The 18,971-nt window shown below is 53.9% G+C and carries 9 protein-coding genes; 8 read left to right on the top strand and 1 reads right to left on the bottom strand.

What is annotated here, in order from left to right:
* Positions 1-11: 11 nt before the first annotated feature.
* The 7 genes from KQI65_09800 (at position 12) to KQI65_09770 (ending at position 12,033) form a co-directional block, all read left to right on the top strand.
* Complete coding sequence (locus KQI65_09800) at positions 12-1,088, top strand: hypothetical protein (GenBank protein MCB2205030.1); 1,077 nt, start codon at positions 12-14, stop codon at positions 1,086-1,088.
* Complete coding sequence (locus KQI65_09795; GenBank protein MCB2205029.1) at positions 1,085-1,831, top strand: hypothetical protein; 747 nt, start codon at positions 1,085-1,087, stop codon at positions 1,829-1,831. The genes KQI65_09800 and KQI65_09795 overlap by 4 nt, the downstream gene beginning before the upstream one ends.
* 349 nt (positions 1,832-2,180) lie before the next feature.
* Complete coding sequence (locus KQI65_09790; GenBank protein MCB2205028.1) at positions 2,181-3,908, top strand: hypothetical protein; 1,728 nt, start codon at positions 2,181-2,183, stop codon at positions 3,906-3,908.
* 39 nt (positions 3,909-3,947) lie between these two features.
* Entirely contained in the window at positions 3,948-8,540 is a 4,593-nt protein-coding gene (locus tag KQI65_09785) for a hypothetical protein (protein ID MCB2205027.1), read from the top strand.
* Between the two features lie 376 nt (positions 8,541-8,916).
* On the top strand, positions 8,917-10,863 hold the full coding sequence (locus KQI65_09780) for a hypothetical protein (protein MCB2205026.1): 1,947 nt from the start codon (positions 8,917-8,919) through the stop codon (positions 10,861-10,863).
* Positions 10,860-11,798, top strand: coding sequence for a hypothetical protein (locus tag KQI65_09775; GenBank protein ID MCB2205025.1), 939 nt, complete (start codon positions 10,860-10,862; stop codon positions 11,796-11,798). The genes KQI65_09780 and KQI65_09775 overlap by 4 nt, the downstream gene beginning before the upstream one ends.
* Before the next feature lie 79 nt (positions 11,799-11,877).
* Complete coding sequence (locus tag KQI65_09770; protein ID MCB2205024.1) at positions 11,878-12,033, top strand: hypothetical protein; 156 nt, start codon at positions 11,878-11,880, stop codon at positions 12,031-12,033.
* Here KQI65_09770 and KQI65_09765 read toward each other — a convergent pair.
* On the bottom strand, positions 12,002-12,301 hold the full coding sequence (locus KQI65_09765) for a putative addiction module antidote protein (protein MCB2205023.1): 300 nt from the start codon (positions 12,299-12,301) through the stop codon (positions 12,002-12,004). The two genes, KQI65_09770 and KQI65_09765, sit on opposite strands and share 32 nt — an antisense overlap.
* A 323-nt stretch (positions 12,302-12,624) precedes the next feature.
* On the opposite strand from KQI65_09765, the gene KQI65_09760 reads away from it, so the two are divergent.
* Positions 12,625-18,960, top strand: a complete 6,336-nt coding sequence (locus KQI65_09760) for a DEAD/DEAH box helicase (GenBank protein MCB2205022.1) — start codon at positions 12,625-12,627, stop codon at positions 18,958-18,960.
* Positions 18,961-18,971 lie beyond the last annotated feature (11 nt).

The raw sequence follows: 18,971 nt of genomic DNA, 5'->3' as shown, positions 1-18,971 counted from the left end.
ACGAAGCCTGGGTGCAGGCGCTGCTCTTTGAGAAACCTCAGGTGCTTCCGGTGGCTGAATTCGATGAAAGCTTCTTCCCGGCAATACCCATTGGTCGTGAGGTGGAGACGCCAGCGGGATACATTGATCTTCTTCTGGTGAGTCCACACGGCAAGCTCATCATCGTCGAGACAAAACTCTGGAAGAATCCCGAGAAACACCGCACTGTCGTAGCTCAAATCATAGATTACGCGAAAGAGTTGTCCAGGTGGAGTTATGATGATTTTGAGACGAAAGTGAACAAGTCTCTGCGTTCGAATCCTGGTGAGACGAGTACTTTCGCTGCTCTGGTTGAAGCTCCGCTTCTCGAAGCAGGCGTGAAGTTTGAAAGCTTCCAGGAGCAGCTCATTTCGTCGCTCCTTGCAGGAGAGTTCCTGTTGCTGATTGTTGGTGATCGAATTTCGCCAAACCTTGCGTTGCTCAGCTCATCCATATCCGGGGTCCCGGGATTGAATTTTCGACTCGGACTCGTTGAACTCCACCTCCATCGGGTCGAGGAGGGGTCAGAATGGCCGCTCCTCGTGATTCCTGATGTCGTGGGTAAGACAGTCGAGAAGGTCCGTGGTGTCGTTCAGATTCAGTACAAAGGAGAGCGACCCAAAGTCGAGATCGCGGTCGAGGACGATGACAAGAGCAGTCCACGCGGAAAGACGAACCGGATGCTGTTTCTTAACCAGGTCCGGCTTGACCTGCGTCCGGTCTTTGAAAAGTGGCTGGATGCGTGGGAGGGGATCGGCTGGTCCATGAACTGGGGAGTGAAGGGATTCAGTCTCCGTATCAAAATTGGCGAGGATACACAGAGCGTCATGTATGCATTTCCAGACTGGGCGATCAGCATCATCAGGGAAGATGATATGGACCTGTACGGTATGGGCATTGAGCGATTCCAGTCCTACCGGGAAAAGATTTCCCACATCAGTGCAGCCAACAGGATACTGGAAAATCGAAAGAGGTACGTAAACCTGGAAGACGTAAGCGGTGAATCACTTGACACACTGTTTCAAGCAATGACCGATCTTTTCAATTCTTCCGCTCAATCAGAGGATTGACCATGCCAACCATCCAAGCATTCCAGAAAAAACTCGCGACCGGGTATCTCGACCAGCTTGACTACCATCCCACTTATTTGCATGGCAATCCGCTGCAACCGGTGGTGCCAGTACAGACCGCAACAGATGGTGTCATGATTATCGGCGCATATCCGACAGCCAAGTTCGCCACGATCGGCAGGGAGCGCGATGTGCCCGTCGCCGACATTGACGCACCATTTTCCACACAGAAATACTTCGATGGTGCACAAGTTCGTGATGTCCGAGCTGGAACGGAGCTTCAGGAACACTACTTGAATCGGCTCGGATTGGGGCTGAAGGATCTCTGGCTGACGAATCTTGTGAAGGTGTTTCTCTTCAAGCCAGGGCATGTCGCGAAATACAAAGCGCTCGGGAAGAAGGTCGAAGAGAGTCGCAGCAAATTCGCATCCTTCGCCGAAAAATCTCATCCCCTTTTGAAAATCGAACTGGAAGTTGCCCGGCCAAAAGCAGTCATCCTCCTCGGCGAAGAAGTCACGAAACTGCTGTGTGGCGTCGGCAGCACCGCCGCGAAGCAGATGTTCGACGGTCACCCTCGCGAGATTGACATCGAAGGGACCAAGCAGACGGTTTTCTGTCTGCCGCATCCAGGCATCGTTATGCGAGCGAGCTCCAAACAGAAAAGCGGCCGGAAGAATAAATGGGCTGCGGTACTCGCAGAGCTGTTGCCAGGAATGAAGATGCGGCTGAAGAAGCTGGGTTGAGACTGGCCACTGTCACAGTTCCATCGGTTTCTTTGAAGCCTGCTTCAAGGTTGGAGCCAATCACCAGCCCCCTCAATAAGCACCATGATACGGACGCTTGCTTGAGTTCATCAGGCCAAATGGTGAATGCCTAATCTTGCGGAGCCCGATCACGAATGAACGCGTGCATTTTTTTTTAGGGAGTAAAACGCAGATAATCAATGCGTTGAAAAAATTCGATGTTTAATTTTCTGCGTCGCTCTTGGATTTGTAGGGAATATTTAATAAGGTAAGCCGTCGATTAAGATGATTTTATCTTTAGAGGGTGGCGGACTCTACTCCCGGCCTCCTTTTGTGGGAAGAAATGCCCATGAAGCATTGGCTATTTCTATTGTATCTAAGTTTGATTCTCGCCTGCTCAAGTTCAAATGGACAGGATCTTACGCAGATTGATCAGACGAATCCCTTCCGACTTCGAGGCTCCGTCAATGCTTCGATGACAGGGAATTCGATGACGGGTATGCAACGCCGACATGAGCCCTTTTCATGGCTCTTGTCGGGATCGGCCGTTGTGAGCATCTATGACGTGGAAATTCCGGTGAGCGTCACTATCTCGGAAAGGGAGCGTGCATTTCAGCAGCCGTTTAATGAATTCGGTATCAGGCCTCGATGGAAATCCATCACGCTGCATGCCGGGTATTCATCTATTCCCTGGTCGCGGTACACAAATGCCGGTGTGCGGTTCCTCGGTGCAGGGATCGAGATTCAACCTGATTTCCTCTATATCTCGGCTCTTTATGGTCGACTGCAGCGAGCCGTTGATGAAGATCCCACAAATCGGTATGCTATTCCCGCATATCGTCGAATGGGTGGGGGAGCAAAGTGTGAGCTATCCGCGGGATGGTTGCGTGGCGGAATCAGTTTGTTCTATGCACAGGATGATACGACGTCACTGTCACACGCGCCTCCTGGCGTCCTGCCCATGGAGAATGCGACAGTCGGTTTGAATCTCGTCATCGGTGCCAACGAGAAGATGACTATGGATGTTGAGATAGCCGGAAGTCTCCTGACACGCGACCTTCGCTCTCCCTCAATCCATGCTGGTGGATTTTCCTCTGATGTCCAGTATGAGTATCTGAAGGAACTTGAACCATACTTCAATCTGCGTACGTCGAGTTCGCTCGCGTTTGCGGGTCGAGGTGGTCTGACGTTTACCCTTCCTCATATGGGCCTGAGGCTCGGGTATGAGGTTATCGAGCCAGATTATACATCCCTCGGTGCATATTTTTTCAATACCGATGTGAGAAACTTTACGGTCGCACCGAGCTTTCGGCTATTCTCCGGTAAGATGCGTGTGTCGGGTTCTCTCGGGGTACAAAGTGATAATGTTGGAGGGAACAAGACTGCAACGACCTCACGCATGATTACTTCCGCGAACGTCGGCTGGACATCGGACGTGGCCTGGGGGATCGATGCAAGGGTATCCAACTTCTCCACGAGCCAGGTGGCAGAGCGCGGTTTGATCAACGATTCCATTCGAGTGCGCAATGTGAATTCCATGATCTCAATCACACCTCGCGCCGTGCTTGAATCTGACATACTTCGACACATGTTCCTGCTGACTGCTTCGTTCATGCAGTATGATGATCTGAATGCTTTTACCAGCCAATTCACGGAATCAACTACCCTTATGACATCCTTTTCATATACACTGGCCACTAAAAAATCTCCGTTGAGCGGCAGCACGTTTCTGACGTATTCGAACACGCAAAATGCGATCGGTGATACTCGCATCCTCGGGATCAATATTTCTGCATCTTCACGCGTGTTCAACGACGCACTGCAATTGAGCCTGAGCGTTGGCTATTCGCACATGCACAACGGGACCTTCGGTATCGCACGCACATTAACCGAGACAGCGAGATTAAGCTACGCACTATCTCGTATCGATCGAATTGGCCTGGCGCTTTATGCCAGTCAGAATGACGGGGAAACGCAGCTGCATCCGAGTTTCAGAGAAATGACAGCGACACTCGATTACTCACATTCACTGGATTGGACTATGGGCGCAGGTGCCAGGGGTGTGCCCCCTCTTTAACAGTAACGCTGGTACGATAATCATAAATGTGAACTACCCATGAAACGCTTCGCCACGTCTTTCGCTCTGCTTGTTTTCTTGCCAGTCCTGATGTGCACAGAAACAGGCCTGGCACAGCAGTATCCCCTGGAGGTTACAACACAGGTTCTTACGCCGTGGAGCCCGCTCCTGGCAGACTGGGAGGCGCACCCTGAACGGATTCAAGTGACCGTGCGCAATACAGACTTGAATCAGCGGTACGAGTTTCGGCTCTCAGGCACACTTGAAAATGACGCCGGAGGACTTCAGATTCGCACCAGGCAGGATCAGTCTATGCGGATGTTCACCATCGAGGCCGGTGGAATCATGATGCTGAATGGATACGACTACACCATATTCAACCAGGATCAGGTTGAGGGACACGGGGCGCTTCGTGACGAGGTCGCACGGACGGGCCGACTGCCGGAAGGCAATTACACAATCTGTGCACAGGCGTTGGATTATGACACGAAAGCTCCTCTTTCTTCGCCTGCACCTGCCGGCTGCCAGACAATTCAAATCCAGTACGGGGAGGTCCCTCAGCTGATCACACCTCCATGCGGTGATCCCGTTCAACTGCCGCAGCCACAGATTGTGCAATTCCAGTGGTCTACACCAGTTGCAGGGATTCCACCAGAGGCAATGGCCAGCCTGCGCTATGAACTCATCATTGTTCCCGTGCTGAACGGGAAGACGCCTGAGACAGCCATCGAAAGTCCGGGAGAATTTCCCTTTTTCATTCAACGCGACCTGACTTCAACCGTGTATCAGTACACAGCTGCAGATCCCGCTCTCGAACCCGGTAGGTGGTACGCCTGGCGTGTTCGTGCCTATGATCTCAACAACCGACTTGCATTTCGAAATGAAGGGGAAAGCGAGGTCTGCTCATTTCTTTGTCAGACGCTTGATGCAGACTGTTTTACAATGGCCCCATTTTCACCGGCGGATGGGGCCAGTATCAGTGGAGGGCTCCCCCGCTTCACCTTGGAGCTTGATCATGGTATCCACCAGGAAGCAATTACTGGCGGTCGGCTTCGAATATGGAAAATCGCGCAGAGATTATCGAAAGCGAACTGGCAATCGATACAGGCGGAGGCCGTGTTGGATGTAGCATTCACAGGGAATGGCACGAGTCAAGTACTGATGAGGGAATGGCGTGACAGACACCTCTGTGAGCTTCGATTTGTCAATTACCCTGGATCAGAAGTAACGTTTGCGCCTGATTTCTGGGGACGATACTCTTGGGAATGCACCTTGGCCTACGATGCCACAACTGTTCGGAACGATGGTACCGGGTGCATCTCACCCAGCGTGACCAGCATGCGCGGCAGGTTCACGAATAAAACGAAAGAGGGAACGCTGATAGCGAGCTGCGAAAGTTCCTGTATCGCTGAAATACCGGATAATCGTATTGATGCCTCACCGCAATTTTCGACTGGTGATACAATCACGATAGGGAAATTTCAGCTCCTCCTAAGCGAGATGTCCCACATAAATGGAGGACTCCAGGGACGCGGTTTCGTAAGTGTCCCATTTCTCAACGAGATCAGGGTACCGGTCACCTTCACTGGACTGACGGTGAACAGCAGTGGACAGGTTATTCAGGGCAAGGCGGAGTCTGTTCCGCCGGAAACTTCTTCGACTGAATCTACAGCAGATTTCGCCCAGCGAATGCAGGAGCTGTGCGCGACACCAACACGATGGACGAGCCAGTTGTACGGCAAAGAAGTAGAATTCCCCATCGGCTTCGATAATGTCACTTATGGCAAAAGAAATATTATCGCTGTCACAGGAATGACCTTTGATGTCACTCGTGCTGAATTACGTATGTCGTATGTCGAGGATATTTCGACGTGGCTGCCGTATGCTGACGCGAAACTGGTATACGCAGGAACCTGCTGCATGCATACCGATGGCTTTGACAATGGAAATGTCTCCGCTCCACTTATTGAGACGAAGGAGTTCAGCTCCAATAGCACAATCGGATACACCTTGAATAAGGAAGAAAATTCTGTTGTCCTGAACTGCAATGGTCTTCAGGGGTACCATGTAGATATTCATGCACGTTTCCCCCGTTCATGGCTGCTTCCAGTTTCATCCACAGGCGAAATCGATGCAAAAGCGCAATCGAGGGTCACCGCTCGCATTCAGACGACAGTTGAGAATCTTTCTGATTGGATAGCGAAAGCAGAGTTTCCCTGCGACATTGTCGCCACCGATCTGCCGGGAATGAAATTTTCCGCGGATAAGATTGTTTTCGATGCTTCGTCGACAAATGATCCCGAGAACGCCATGTATCCATCCTGGATCTCCTCCTCAGGAGGCAAAGCGGGAAGAAGAGGATTTGTCTCGACATTCTGTAAAGCAACACATGAGCTGATTCGCAGGCCGAATGGAAAAGGCGTAATGATCCCGGTAAATGGTCTGTTCATCTCGAAAAACGGATTGTCTGCGGAAATCGATCAGGAGGCTGTAGTAGGGAAAGTCACTGGTGCACAGATTGGAGGCTGGCTGACGACGATCGAGGATGCGCATCTGAAGATTCGAAATAACTCCGTTGTCAAAAGCACGTTTAATGGATCCTTACGTGTACCAATATCAACAGAACCGATACCCTATAGTTGTTCACTACAATCGCTGTATAAGGCCTCACATAAAACCTCCTATCAAGGGAGGTTGACAAGCAGGGACATTCCGGCGTCACTTTGGCATGCTCGCATGACTGTACAGAAAAATGCGTCCATCAATTTTCGGAAACAGGCGTCTGGAAATTTCTCCGCGACATTATTGATTCATGGAACAATGGATTTACGAAGCGGAGAATCAAGTATTCCCTTGATCAGAATCCCTGGGCTTCGGTTTCAGGATTTCGAGATCATACAGAACGATACTGGACTGCGGTTCATTTCTGGAGACTGGTGGGTGGATGCGAAGGAGGACGCGAATCAGATCACGGTAGCGGGATTCCCGGTCGCGGTGGTGGGGAGTCCCCGAATACGGAAACGTGGAGCTCAAAAGCCCTCATCTTCCTCCAACCGAGACCAATCACCAACGAATGCATCAAGCGCAGACAGGACATACTCATTGACACTTCCACTGAGCTACACCTTTGCAAATGGGACCTCTGCGTGGTCGTGCGAGGGGGGATTTTCCGCACTTGGGGAGATCTCGGAGCAAAATGGCGTCCCTCAGCCAGAATTCAAGAGACATCAGGTTGAGGACATATCTATCGATGTGGATGTTTCGAGTTACATGCACCTGGACGGAGAGATTCACTTCTACCACGGGGATGATAACTACGGTCATGGCTTCCGCGGGACAGCAGTGGCTTCGTTAAAACGCGGACTCATCTCGCACGTGGATGGGATTTTCCAGGCAGGGAATGTGAAAGCGAAGGGCGTGGCAAACGACCGCCTGCGGTACTGGTTTTTCGACACCCGTACGCTTTTCAAAGATCCTTATCCCATTACACAGAGCATCGGATGGTACGGTCTCGGAGGTGGCGCATGGTATCATATGTCCAGGACCGGGAAGGATCCAAAATTTCCTGTGACATCGGGTGAGTTACATAAGACATCGATAGGAACGAGCATGTCGGGGTATACATATCTGCCGGATGCGGATGCTTCACTCGGATTGAAAATGATGGGCACATTCGCTCCCATGCCAGAGGCGGGTGCGAATCGTTTCAATTGTGATGTGGACGTTATTGCGCAGTTCAACCGTCACGGCGGGATGTCAACGCTTTCGCTGAACGGGCAAGGGTATCTGCTCGCACCGATCGATAAAAGAGAAAAATACGTCGCAAAACTCAAATTACGCATCGACTACGACCTGGATGATCAGATTATCGATGGACGTTTACAGCTCATCACCCCCCCTCCTGAACCTCGGCAATCCGGGGGAGGGATTTTCGGTAGGGCGGTTCAGAACCTGACAAGAACTCCACGTCTCGAGTCAAACAATCCCACAGCCAGACTGAAAATAGATATACCAGAAAAGAAATGGTTTTTCAAGCTTGGGTCACCGCCGAAGCGCGCGGAAGTCCGGTTGGACCCTTTTGGTAGAATCAAGGCGTATTTCCTCGTGGGAAATGATCTCGGAAGCGGACGGTCGGATGGACTGTACGCGGGATTGAAGCTTGAGTGGACGATCTCCAGGTGCATTCCATATTCATACCTTGAGATGTGTGCTGGCCTGGATTTTGCAGCTTTTTGCGATGCTGAACTTTTACACTATAAGGGAATGCAGTGTGGCGGATACAAGCCCGTTGGTTTCTATGGCTGGTACATGAATGGCTCGCTGAAATCGAGCGTAACGCCCTGGCTAAAAGTGGAGTGGGATGGATTTGACACTGGGATTCGCATTCCATGTCCCAAGATATGCTATGCGTATGGAATCCCTTATCCGTGTGGAGTGACGACGTGCGCTGTGGAAATTCCCGGTGGGTCGAAGCGGCTGAGTCTGGGGCGCCTGGAAAGGACTTTCAGCTTTGGCGGACCGAAGCCGCTCTGGGCAGCGACACATATTAACATTGACTGCACGGTGATTCCTCATATCAAGATAAAACAGGGATTGAATCTCACGCTTGGCAACAGGTGCAATCCGAAGTGAATTCATGGTATTCATCTCTAGATATCGAACTCATCCTGCTGAATTATAGGCTACTGCAATGAAGGATAAAGCACTTCTCGTTCGTCCATACTCGGCCACACCTTCCGATAGCCCTGAGTGGAACCAATGCTGGTGTTTTTCTGCTCACAGATTGCTGTTTTTCTTTGCTGTTATCATGACCATGCTATCTGTGGATACAGCATCGAGCTCCGGATTTCCTGAAAGCTCACAGGGAACCGTAGCAAATTCAAAAAGCTCGCCTAACAGAATTGTCCCTGATTCCCTGCCAATCCTGAGTATTTTTGCTGCCTGTTCATCCGACTCTGTAGTCATCCGATGGGCGCCCCTCACGTTGGAACTATGGAAACGCGCATCCGTGAGCGGCTACCTTCTCGAGAGGAAAGATATTTCTCCTGCTCGAGCAGCAGCTTCCTCCGATTGGCTGAAGCTCAGCGCAGTTCCCATCAAGCCGTGGAGCTACAGGCAGTGGGCGATACAACTTTCTAAACTCGGTTCATGGTCTACGATCGCGTTTCTCAGGCTCTATGACGATTCACTGAAACTGTACAATGAAGTGAAAGCGGCAGAGAAAGACGATGACGTTGACCGATCCCCCCTTGAGGATTACAAATTTCTTCTCCTCGCTGCGAATGTTGATCCTCTCACCGCGGAAGCCGTAGGTATGCGTTTCGTAGACCATCACGTTGTGAGGGGAAGGAAGTATCTCTATCGTGTTATGGCACTCACAGCAACTGGCGGGGAAAGTCTTGACACGGCCAGTATCGGGATTACGATTGATGACTGTTCGCCCGGACCAGCTCCAGTTGGCCTCGCGGCCGAGGGAGGAGAACAATCTGGCGTGTTCAGCTGGGTGCAACCTACCGATCACCCGTATCCATACTACGAGATCGCAAGATCTGACGACAGCGGTTCGACATATGCCCTGCTCGAGATGAGTCCTTTGCTTGTGCCTGAGACTGAAACAGGGCCGGGATCGAAACTGCAGTTCGAGGACATGAACCTCAGAAACGGGCAGACATACTTTTACCGGATTCGCGGTCTGACGCGGCTCGGTATGTATGGAGAGGCATCAGTCGTTGAATTGCGTCCACGTGATTGCACTCCACCTGTTCCTCCGACCATATTGCGGCTTGAGAAACAGGAGGATGGAGCGGTCCGTATTGTGTGGGATGCATCAGCTGACTCTGCTAGGGATGCACGGGCGTGGAGCATCGAGCGCAGTGGGCTCCGTGATACCGTATTTCAGCTCATCACCGAACAGGACCTGCCTCGCACTGATACGCTCTATATCGACTTGCATCCTGACATCGCGAAACCGTACTACAGGATCGCGGCCCGCGACTCATCCGGCAACACCAGCTATTCGGATCCCGCGTTACTCGTCGTTGCTGATTCCATTCCACCTTCGCCCCCCACCGATTTCAGAGGAAGCATAGATTCCACAGGTCTGCTGGAACTCCAGTGGACGCGTTCCCCGGAGCCTGACGTGGCGGGGTACCGAATTCTATGGTCGAATGCTCCAACGCATGAACAAGCCGCCCTTACACCGGAACTGGTAGCCGGGGAGTGCTACAAGGATACCCTGGACCTGAGTTTTATTACCCGCAGTAAATACTATGATATCGTTGCGCTTGATTACCATGGAAATATTTCGTCTCCCGCAGGGACAATTCAGATCCAATTGCCGGATCGTCTTTCCCCGGAAATGGCGATCTTCACGAATGTAGACGTGGCTGATAGCAGTGTGATATTGGAGTGGCTCCCAAGTGAAGCGGAGGATGTCGCAAGCCAGTATCTGTACAGAAGCAGCGATATGGTCCGGGAACCCGTCCTTTTGGCGAAGTTGCCAGCGGACACGGCAGTGTTTACGGATCGTCAGGTTGCGCAGGGAGTGCGCTATTCATATCAACTGATCGCTCTCGATTCCAGTGGGAATGTTTCAGATACAGCCTACACAATTGCATTTCCGTACACATCCGGGATATGCCGCGGTGTTACAGCGTTCTCAGCTGTGTATGACTCCGTCCATCACGCGGTGCGAGTGACATGGAAATACGAACCAAATCGGGATGAGAAATTCTGGTTTGTTCTGTACAGGGATGCCGACGGGAGCGGGCTTACGGAGTATCGCTCTGTTCCTGCCTCGAAGCGTGAATACATTGATGTTTCATTCGTGGATGCTCACGAATATACGTATACAGTCAAAGTTTCAGCTGAGGGCGGCACCGAATCTGCACTGAGCAGACAGGTCATTGTCCCGGTTCCGATCAAGGCAACGAACTCTTCTGGAGACCTCGAATGACAAAGCGAGATTTTGCGTGGGTGGCAACAGTCGCGTTGCTGTTAGCGGTTCTGCCCGTGCATCTTGATGCGCAGCCTGTATGGATGCAGCCGCGACATGACAACCAAATTTCCGTCGAGTGGTTCAAGCCGATCGCACCATCCGGTAGCGAGAATAATTTCATGTCAGGTACCTATTTTATAGACATGATCTTCGAGCTCGACCAGGGAATGAAAATTGTGAGTGAAGTTCCTTTTGTCTATACAAGTGGGACATGGAAGGTGACCCCGGAGTATACTGGGGAAACTACAGTACTTGAGCAATCACGTGAGTACACACAAACACTTGTGGGGAATATATACGCCGGCCTTGAAATCGGTTCAGAAGAGCGTGAATTCTATTTCGAAGTAGGAACACGTCTCCCCACGACCGGAAGTATGATTCCACCAGAACAGGACAATGCTGAACAGGATGGATACTGGGAGTATCTGAGCTACCTCAATGCGATAATGATCGGGCTCTGGTCGGATATTGAACGCTATGGGGCTTTTCGCCCCCTTGGCGTCAGCGGGGACGCGCGATATGTCACAGCGCAAGCGCTGGTGAACTATCGACCACCTTCGACAGAATGGGGGATAACTGCGCGTTTCCGTGGTGGTCCTCAGTTTTTCATTCCGACAGCACATGGCAATCTTGAAGTTGGATTGTCCGTAACTGCTCAAGCCAGCTATCAGCTGGGACGGTTATTTTTTCTGGTAGGCTACTCGGGCCTCGCAGCAATAACTGCGGAAAATTTTGGAATCAAGGATGGGTTGGCCCATCACCTTGTCTTTGGAATGAGCTTGGATCTCGGGGATGTCTATCCCGGGATACAGGTGCGTCTGCCGCTTGACAACAATGGCAGCGATTTCTTTCAAAACTGCATTGTGTTCCAGGTCGGCTTTCTGGCAGAATAATCAGCGCGTACCCAACGGCGAAGTTCGCCACCATCGGGAAGAAACGGGCTGTTCCTGTCGCCGATAAATATTTTCATTCTTGAAAATCGAACTTGAACTGGCCCGGCCGAAAGCCGTCATCCTTCTTGGCGAAGAAGTCACGAAACTGCTGCGTAACGTCGGCAGCACCGCCGCGAAGCAGATGTTCGACGGTCACCCTCGTCTCAGCTTTGCGCGGGCACCGCGTGGAGTTTGAGACCCAGGGCCGTCATAACCTTGAGAATCGTATCGAAACTGGGACTTCGCTTGCCGGACAGCGCCTTGTAGAGACTTTCACGCGAGAGCCCGCTTTCCTTCGCAACAAGCGACATGCCGCGTGCACGGGCGATGTCCCCAAGTGCCTTTGCAATGAATGCTGTATCTCCATTGGCTTCCTCAAAACAGGCTTCAAGGTAGGCAGCCATTTCTTCAGGGGTACGGAGGTGTTCAGCGACGTCGTACGGGGTCGTTGTGTGTTTTTTCACTTCGCAAAAGCGTCCGTTTTCTGAACTTCGATCATGAACGAATGTAGCCAGCAGGCTACAGTTTGTCAAGACCAATACCAACGGTTATAGAAGTGCTGTTGATCTCGCATTCGGATTTACCAAGAAATCATTGTGCGAACCACAGCATTGCCAGTCCTCCCCGCGCCGCGTAGCGGCGCCCATCTGATTTCCAGCCTGCCACGGCGTAGTTCTGTCCCGTGAAACGGGACGAGAACGAAGACGGGTGAAAATCTGTAGGATATGTGTGCATCCGTGTTCCCCTTCCCCGTATATTACCAATAAAGGAACAGGTTACGGCTTTAATGCTCCCAACCATTCTCAGCAGGCAGATTCGTCAGGGGATAGGAGACTTCCTCGAAACCACCTTCCCGGTGACCACGGCGCATTTCGCGCATGTGATCTCGGACTTCGTGCATCGCGACGAGGAAATCTTCCGCGGACCCTTCCTCTCCATTCGCCTCCCGTTTGAACAGGGGGATGCGCGCACGTATTTCCCCGACATCCCCATGGGTTTCCCGCCGTACCGACATCAGCAGAGAGCGTTCGAGAGGCTGGGGGGATTGCATCCGCGGTCAACACTGATAGCGACAGGGACGGGATCAGGGAAAACGGAGTCCTTCCTCTTCCCGGTGCTGGATTATTGCCTGCAGATGCGGCGACAGGGCGTGCCCGGCATCAAGGCCATACTGATCTATCCGATGAATGCGCTGGCGACGGATCAGTCCCGCCGTATCGCACGCATCATTCATGGAAATGACAAACTTCGCCAGCATTTGCGGGCGGGACTGTATGTGGGACAGCAGGGAGAGACACCGGTCGGAGTGATGACCCCCGATTCGGTCGTGACGGATCGTGAGGTGCTGCGCGGGGATCCGCCCGATATCCTCCTCACGAATTACAAGATGCTTGACTACCTGTTGCTGCGTCCCAGGGACGCACGGCTGTGGACACTCAATGGACCGGAGACGTTGCGCTTCCTGGTCGTCGATGAACTCCATACCTTCGATGGCGCGCAGGGGACGGATCTCGCCTGCCTGCTCCGCCGCATGAAGTCACGCCTCGGAACGCCAGAACGGCATCTCTGCTGCGTCGGTACTTCCGCCACGCTGGGTTCGGAACAGAACAGCGATGCGTTGCGGGACTATGCCGCCCGCGTGTTCGGTGAAGAGTTCGACACGGATGCGGTGATTACGGAATCCACTGTCCCTGCGCTGGACTTTCTCGGGCTGAAGCAGCTTCCTTCGGCACCCGAGTTACCGGAAAAGGCGGATTTGCTTCTGCAGGATAATGAGCCGCCGGTAGCGTATCTGCTGCGCCAGGCAGCGGTGTGGACATCAACACCGGGTTCGGAATGGCGCTCTGATGATGCGTCCTGGCGCACGCGTCTCGCTGAAGAACTCCGGAAGGTCCCGTTGTTCCAGTATCTGCTCTCCCGCCTTGACGGCAGGCCGCGTGATATGCATGCGTTGTACTCCACCTTTGCCGCGGATATGCAGAAACTGCATACTCACGGCGGAGAAAATATGCAGAAACTGCATAATCCTGTAGGTGAGGATATGCAGAAACTGCATGATGTACGTGTGCCGGAGTTTGAACATTTGGCTGCCGCAGTGGAAAGCCTTGCGGCCTGCGTCTCCGCCGCCCGCGATGGCGATGGCGGTCCATGGCTGCACGTCCGTCAGCAGCTGTGGTTCCGTGAACTGCGCCGCCTGGTCTGCACCGTGGGCGAACGTCCTGAACTCCGCCTCTCCGATGAACTGACAAAAGAACATCTCGACCAGGCGCTGCCGCTGCTGCACTGTCGTGAATGTGGCGCCACGGCATGGGGTGCGGTACTGCCGGATGTGGAGCGCAAAGTGCGAAAGGGCTTGCAGGAGTTCTATTCACGCTACTTCGCGCAGTCGCTCGACGTGGCCTTTCTTTTCCCCGAAAGCAATGCGCGGGCGTTGCGGCACGAGCAGTGGCACCTGTGTCCCGACTGCCTGGCGGTGGACAAACAGCCTGCGCAGGAGTGCCGCAACTGCGGCAGTGATACGGATCCCATTCCCGTCCTCATCTGGCGAAAGGCGCGCACGCTGCGCAATCGCACGATAGGCGTGCATGACTGTCCCTACTGCGAAGGTACTGACAGCATGACCATTGTCGGTTCCCGCGCTGCGAGCCTTATATCCGTTGTCAACGCGCAGCTTTTCGCCTCGCCGTTCAATGAGGACAAGAAACTGCTCGCGTTTTCGGATTCGGTGCAGGACGCTTCACATCGGGCTGGCTTCTTCACCGCTCGCACGTATCGTTTCAACATGCGCACCGCGCTGCAGCAATTCGTGCAATCCCTCGAGCGTCCTCTTACGCTCGAGGAATTTCCCCGCGCGTTCATCCGCTCGTGGCGGCAGAGTCATTCGATGGACGAATTCCTTGCAACCTTTATTCCACCCGATATGGAGTGGATGGAGGACTGGGAATACTATCGCAATGAAGGCAGGCTCCCCGAAGGAAGTGCGCTGTTGAACATGATCGAACAGCGCATTCAGTGGGAGATCTTTGCGGAATACGGTTTTTCGTCGCGCATTGGACGCACGCTGGAGAAAAGCGCTTCCTCAGTTGCCGGGCCTGATCTGGAGGCGCTCACAAGGACGCTGGACACCCTGCACACGCAGCTTCGAGAACAATACGGGGTGCTGCGCGAGGTGCAACGCGCAGACGTCGTGCGTTTCCTGCTCGGCATGCTGACGCAGATGAAGATTCGGGGTGCGCTGTATCAGCAGGATCTCGCGCACTATATCTCCCAGGGTGGGAACACCTGGCTGCTCAACGACGCACATCATCTGCCGAACTTCGGTCCTTCAAGCCGCGCCCCCGCTTTTCTCATCGATGGGAAAAATGACCGCTTTGATGTGCTCGTCGCGCGCACGGGACGCAAGAGCTGGTATGAGGACTGGGCGATCAAATGCTTTGCAGGAACGGACGAACTCTTCGAATCCTGGCTCCCCGACATGCTGCGCGATACGGTCGCATTGCTGGAGAAATACGAGCTTCTGCTTCCCTTCGATACAAAAGGCGGAAACGCCTGGGCGCTGCAACCCACCGCGTTTCGGGTCGGGACCGGAGTACTGCAGCTGCGCTGCGCGAGCTGCGGACACGCACAATCTGTTCCTGATGCGCAGCGGGATACGTGGATAGAGAGTCCCTGCATGCGCTATTCCTGCCGCGGACGCTATGCGGAAGATCATCGTGGCGGCGGGTACTACGCATCGCTATATGGCGAAGGCGACGTGCGCCGGCTGGTGTCGCGCGAACATACCGGACTGCTGGAAAGCGGGGAACGCAAGCTGGTGGAAGAGCGCTTCATGCAGGGCACGAAACCCTGGGATCCCAACCTCCTGAGCTGTACGCCAACGCTGGAAATGGGCGTGGATATCGGTGACCTTTCCACCGTTGTTCTCTGTTCGGTCCCTCCCTCGCAATCGAGTTACGTGCAGCGAATAGGACGCGCGGGCAGACGTGACGGCAATGCGCTCAATATCACCGTGGCTGCGGCCAAACCGCATGATCAGTATTTCTTCGCCGAACCCGATGCGATGATTTCAGGTGCGATTCAGCCCCCGGGATGTTTTCTGGGCGCACCCGCAGTACTCGAACGGCAGTTCACCGCGTACTGCTTTGACCGCTGGGTGCTTGACGGAGCCGATGAGCATGACATACCCTCGACGCTTGGACCCGTTCTCACTTCGCTCAACAAAAAAGACGAAGCACGCTTCCCGTGGTCGTTTTTCCACTTCGCTGAGGAAAAGCGTGACATGCTGTTTGCAGATTTCCGCGCCATGTTTGCGCGTGAACTCGACTCGTCCACCGAGCAGTACCTGCGGCGCTATGTATATGGTGACGGTGCGGAGTTAGGGGACATGCGCTATCGTATCGAGCACAGTCTGCACCTGCAGCAGAAGGAAGTGCGGGACATGGATAACAGGGTGAAGGGACTCGAGAAACAACTCAAGGAACTGGCCGACGATCCCGCCGCAGGGGAGCAGCGGGATGTACTCATGCATGAACTGCTGACGGAGAAGCAGGGTCTGCTGGCAATTCTCAAGGATATTCGATCCAAGCACATACTCGAGTTCCTTACAGACGAAGGTTTTCTTCCGAACTATGCTTTTCCGGAAGCCGGCATCATGCTGCGTTCGGTGATTTACCGGCACGCGATGAGCGGGAGCGTTGAGGGACAGAAAATGAGCACCTGGCATTACGAGTATGAGCGTCCCGCCGCCGCCGCGATCAAGGAACTGGCTCCGAGCAGCAGTTTCTATGCCGGGGGACGGCGTGTTGTGGTGGACCAGGTGAACCTGCGGCTTTCGGAGCCTGAGGATTGGCGTTTTTGTCCCGCCTGCACCTACGCAGAGCGCGAAGAGCAGGGAAACGCAACGGGTGGGTGTCCCCACTGCGGCACGCATGGCTGGAAAGACGCGAAGCAAAAACGCCGTCTGCTACGGCTGCGGCAGGTGCTCGCCACAACGTCAGATCGTGAAAGCCGTTCGTGGGATGAGCATGATGATCGTTCGCCCACGTTTTACGAACGCGATACGCTTGTGCAGCCCGACCCGGCATCCATCTCGAGCGCCTGGGCAATTGAAAACGAGGAAGTGCCCTTCGGCTTCGAGTACGTTGGCAGCGCACGATTCGTGGACATCAATTTTGGCGAGGAGAACCAGGAAGGGGAGCATGTGCGCATCGCGGGACGTGAGGTCGCGCGTCCGGGTTTCCTCGTTTGCCGCGAGTGCGGACGCGTGCAGAATGAGCGCAACCGTCGCAAGCATACGCGCAGCTGCAGGTACAGGGACAAAGACGATGCGTCGAAGTTCGCGGAAATGCTGTACCTGTACCGCGAGTTCTCCACCGAAGCGATACGCATGTTGCTGCCCGCCACTTCGCTGCTTGCTTCGAGCAAACTCGAACACTCTTTCGTCGCCGCGCTGCTACTCGGACTGCGCAGCAGATTCCAGGGCAACATCGATCATCTGCAGACCACGGTCATGCAGGAGCCCATGCCACAGACGGCGGTGATGAAGAAGTACCTCGTCCTTTATGACGTGGTCCCGGGCGGCACCGGCTACCTGAAGGAACTGCTGCAGAACACGGACGTCCTTCGTGATGTATTCACACGCGCACTCAATCATCTGCGCGAATGCAGCTGCCGGAAGGAGGGAAAGGACGGCTGTTACAGCTGCCTGTACGCCTATCGCCTGAGCTATCATATGGCAGACATTTCCCGCGAAGCGGCTGAGGATATTCTTGAGAGCATTCTCGGTGCCTGGGAATCGCTGCACGAGGTCAAGAGTATTGATGAGATCAGCGTATTTCCCCTGCTGGAGAGCGAGCTGGAACGCTACTTCGTCAACATGCTTTTTGCCGCTCGTCCCGCAGGCAAGCCCGTGAGCAGAACGCGCCGATTCATTCACGGCATGGATGGCTACCGCATGCGCATCGGCACACGGGAGTATGGGCTGGTGTTCCAGCAGTCCCTCGGGGCAGCTGAGCAGGTGGCCATTCCTTCTCGTGCGGATTTCGTCATTTATCCGCTCGACGAAAATGCACCGATCAAGCCGGTCGTCGTGTTTACCGATGGATTCGAGTATCACGCAATGAAGTCCAACGGTCCCGGACGCGTCGGTACCGACCTCAATCAGCGCATGGCCCTGCTGCGTTCGGGACGCTATCATGTATGGTCCATCACCTGGGACGATCTTGAGCGCTACGAAAAGCAGGAAGAGACGCCCGCGTGTCCCTTCCTCACAACGGAGGATGACATGTTGGGGCGTCTCCTCGGCCAGTCTTCCGTGCCCGAGGCGCAGACGAAGTTGAGGGGCAGCGAGAATAAAAATTCCCTCGTCATGCTTCTCGAATTCCTGGCCAGCGGGACCGAGGCCGATTACCGCGCGTACATGCTGCGATTCGCGTTGGCAGGTATCAAGGGCAGGGATTTCCGGAGTGCTCCCGGTGTGCAATTGCGCAGGAAGGAACTCTGGCTTGCGGAGAGCACCGACACCTTGACCGTTCCTGCCGTTTTGCCCTCAGGAGATGTACTCTTTTCCGAAATGGACATTCCACTTCTCGGACACCGTGCCGGTGTCATTTCGCGCAGCATACCCATGCAGGCGACGCAGTCCGGCGATTACGAGAAGCTGCAGCTGCTTCTGCGCTTCGGAGATGCTCCTGACTACAGTGATGATCCGCCTTACAGGCAAATGTGGAACAGTATGCTGCACGCGGTCAACCTGTGGCAATTCCTCCCGAACTTCGCCATGATTGCCGACAGTGGCATGAAGGATGCGAAGGAGGAGTGGCTGTCTGATGTCATACCTGAAGAGTCCATGCCGGACGCCGAGTGGGAAATCCCGCCTGAGGAAATTCTGACCGAAGAAGAAGCGCAGGCCGTACGCGGACTCGAAGCCTCCGGACTCGGCGTGGGCGTGTTGATGCATGAGTTGGCGTCCGACGGCAAAGTCGTCGCGCAGTCCATCGCCGCGTGGCCTGACGCACTCGTCGCTCTTGTTGCCGACGATGCGGCAGCGAAGCAGTACGCGTCTTCCGGGTGGAAATCCCTGACCGCGGCAATCTGGAAAGAACACCTGAAAGAAACGAAATGAAGAGAGGGATA

Source organism: bacterium (assembly GCA_020444325.1).
In the GTDB taxonomy this organism is placed as follows: Bacteria; Bacteroidota; Ignavibacteria; order SZUA-365; family SZUA-365; genus BM516.
Note: the sequence above shows the minus strand (reverse complement) of the source record. Positions and strands in the feature narration are given on the sequence as shown.

Coding starts and splice junctions, on each gene's coding strand:
- KQI65_09790 (MCB2205028.1), top strand. CDS start 2,181: ATGAAGCATTGGCTATTTCTATTGTATCTAAGTTTGATTCTCGCCTGC.
- KQI65_09785 (MCB2205027.1), top strand. CDS start 3,948: ATGAAACGCTTCGCCACGTCTTTCGCTCTGCTTGTTTTCTTGCCAGTC.
- KQI65_09775 (MCB2205025.1), top strand. CDS start 10,860: ATGACAAAGCGAGATTTTGCGTGGGTGGCAACAGTCGCGTTGCTGTTA.
- KQI65_09760 (MCB2205022.1), top strand. CDS start 12,625: ATGCTCCCAACCATTCTCAGCAGGCAGATTCGTCAGGGGATAGGAGAC.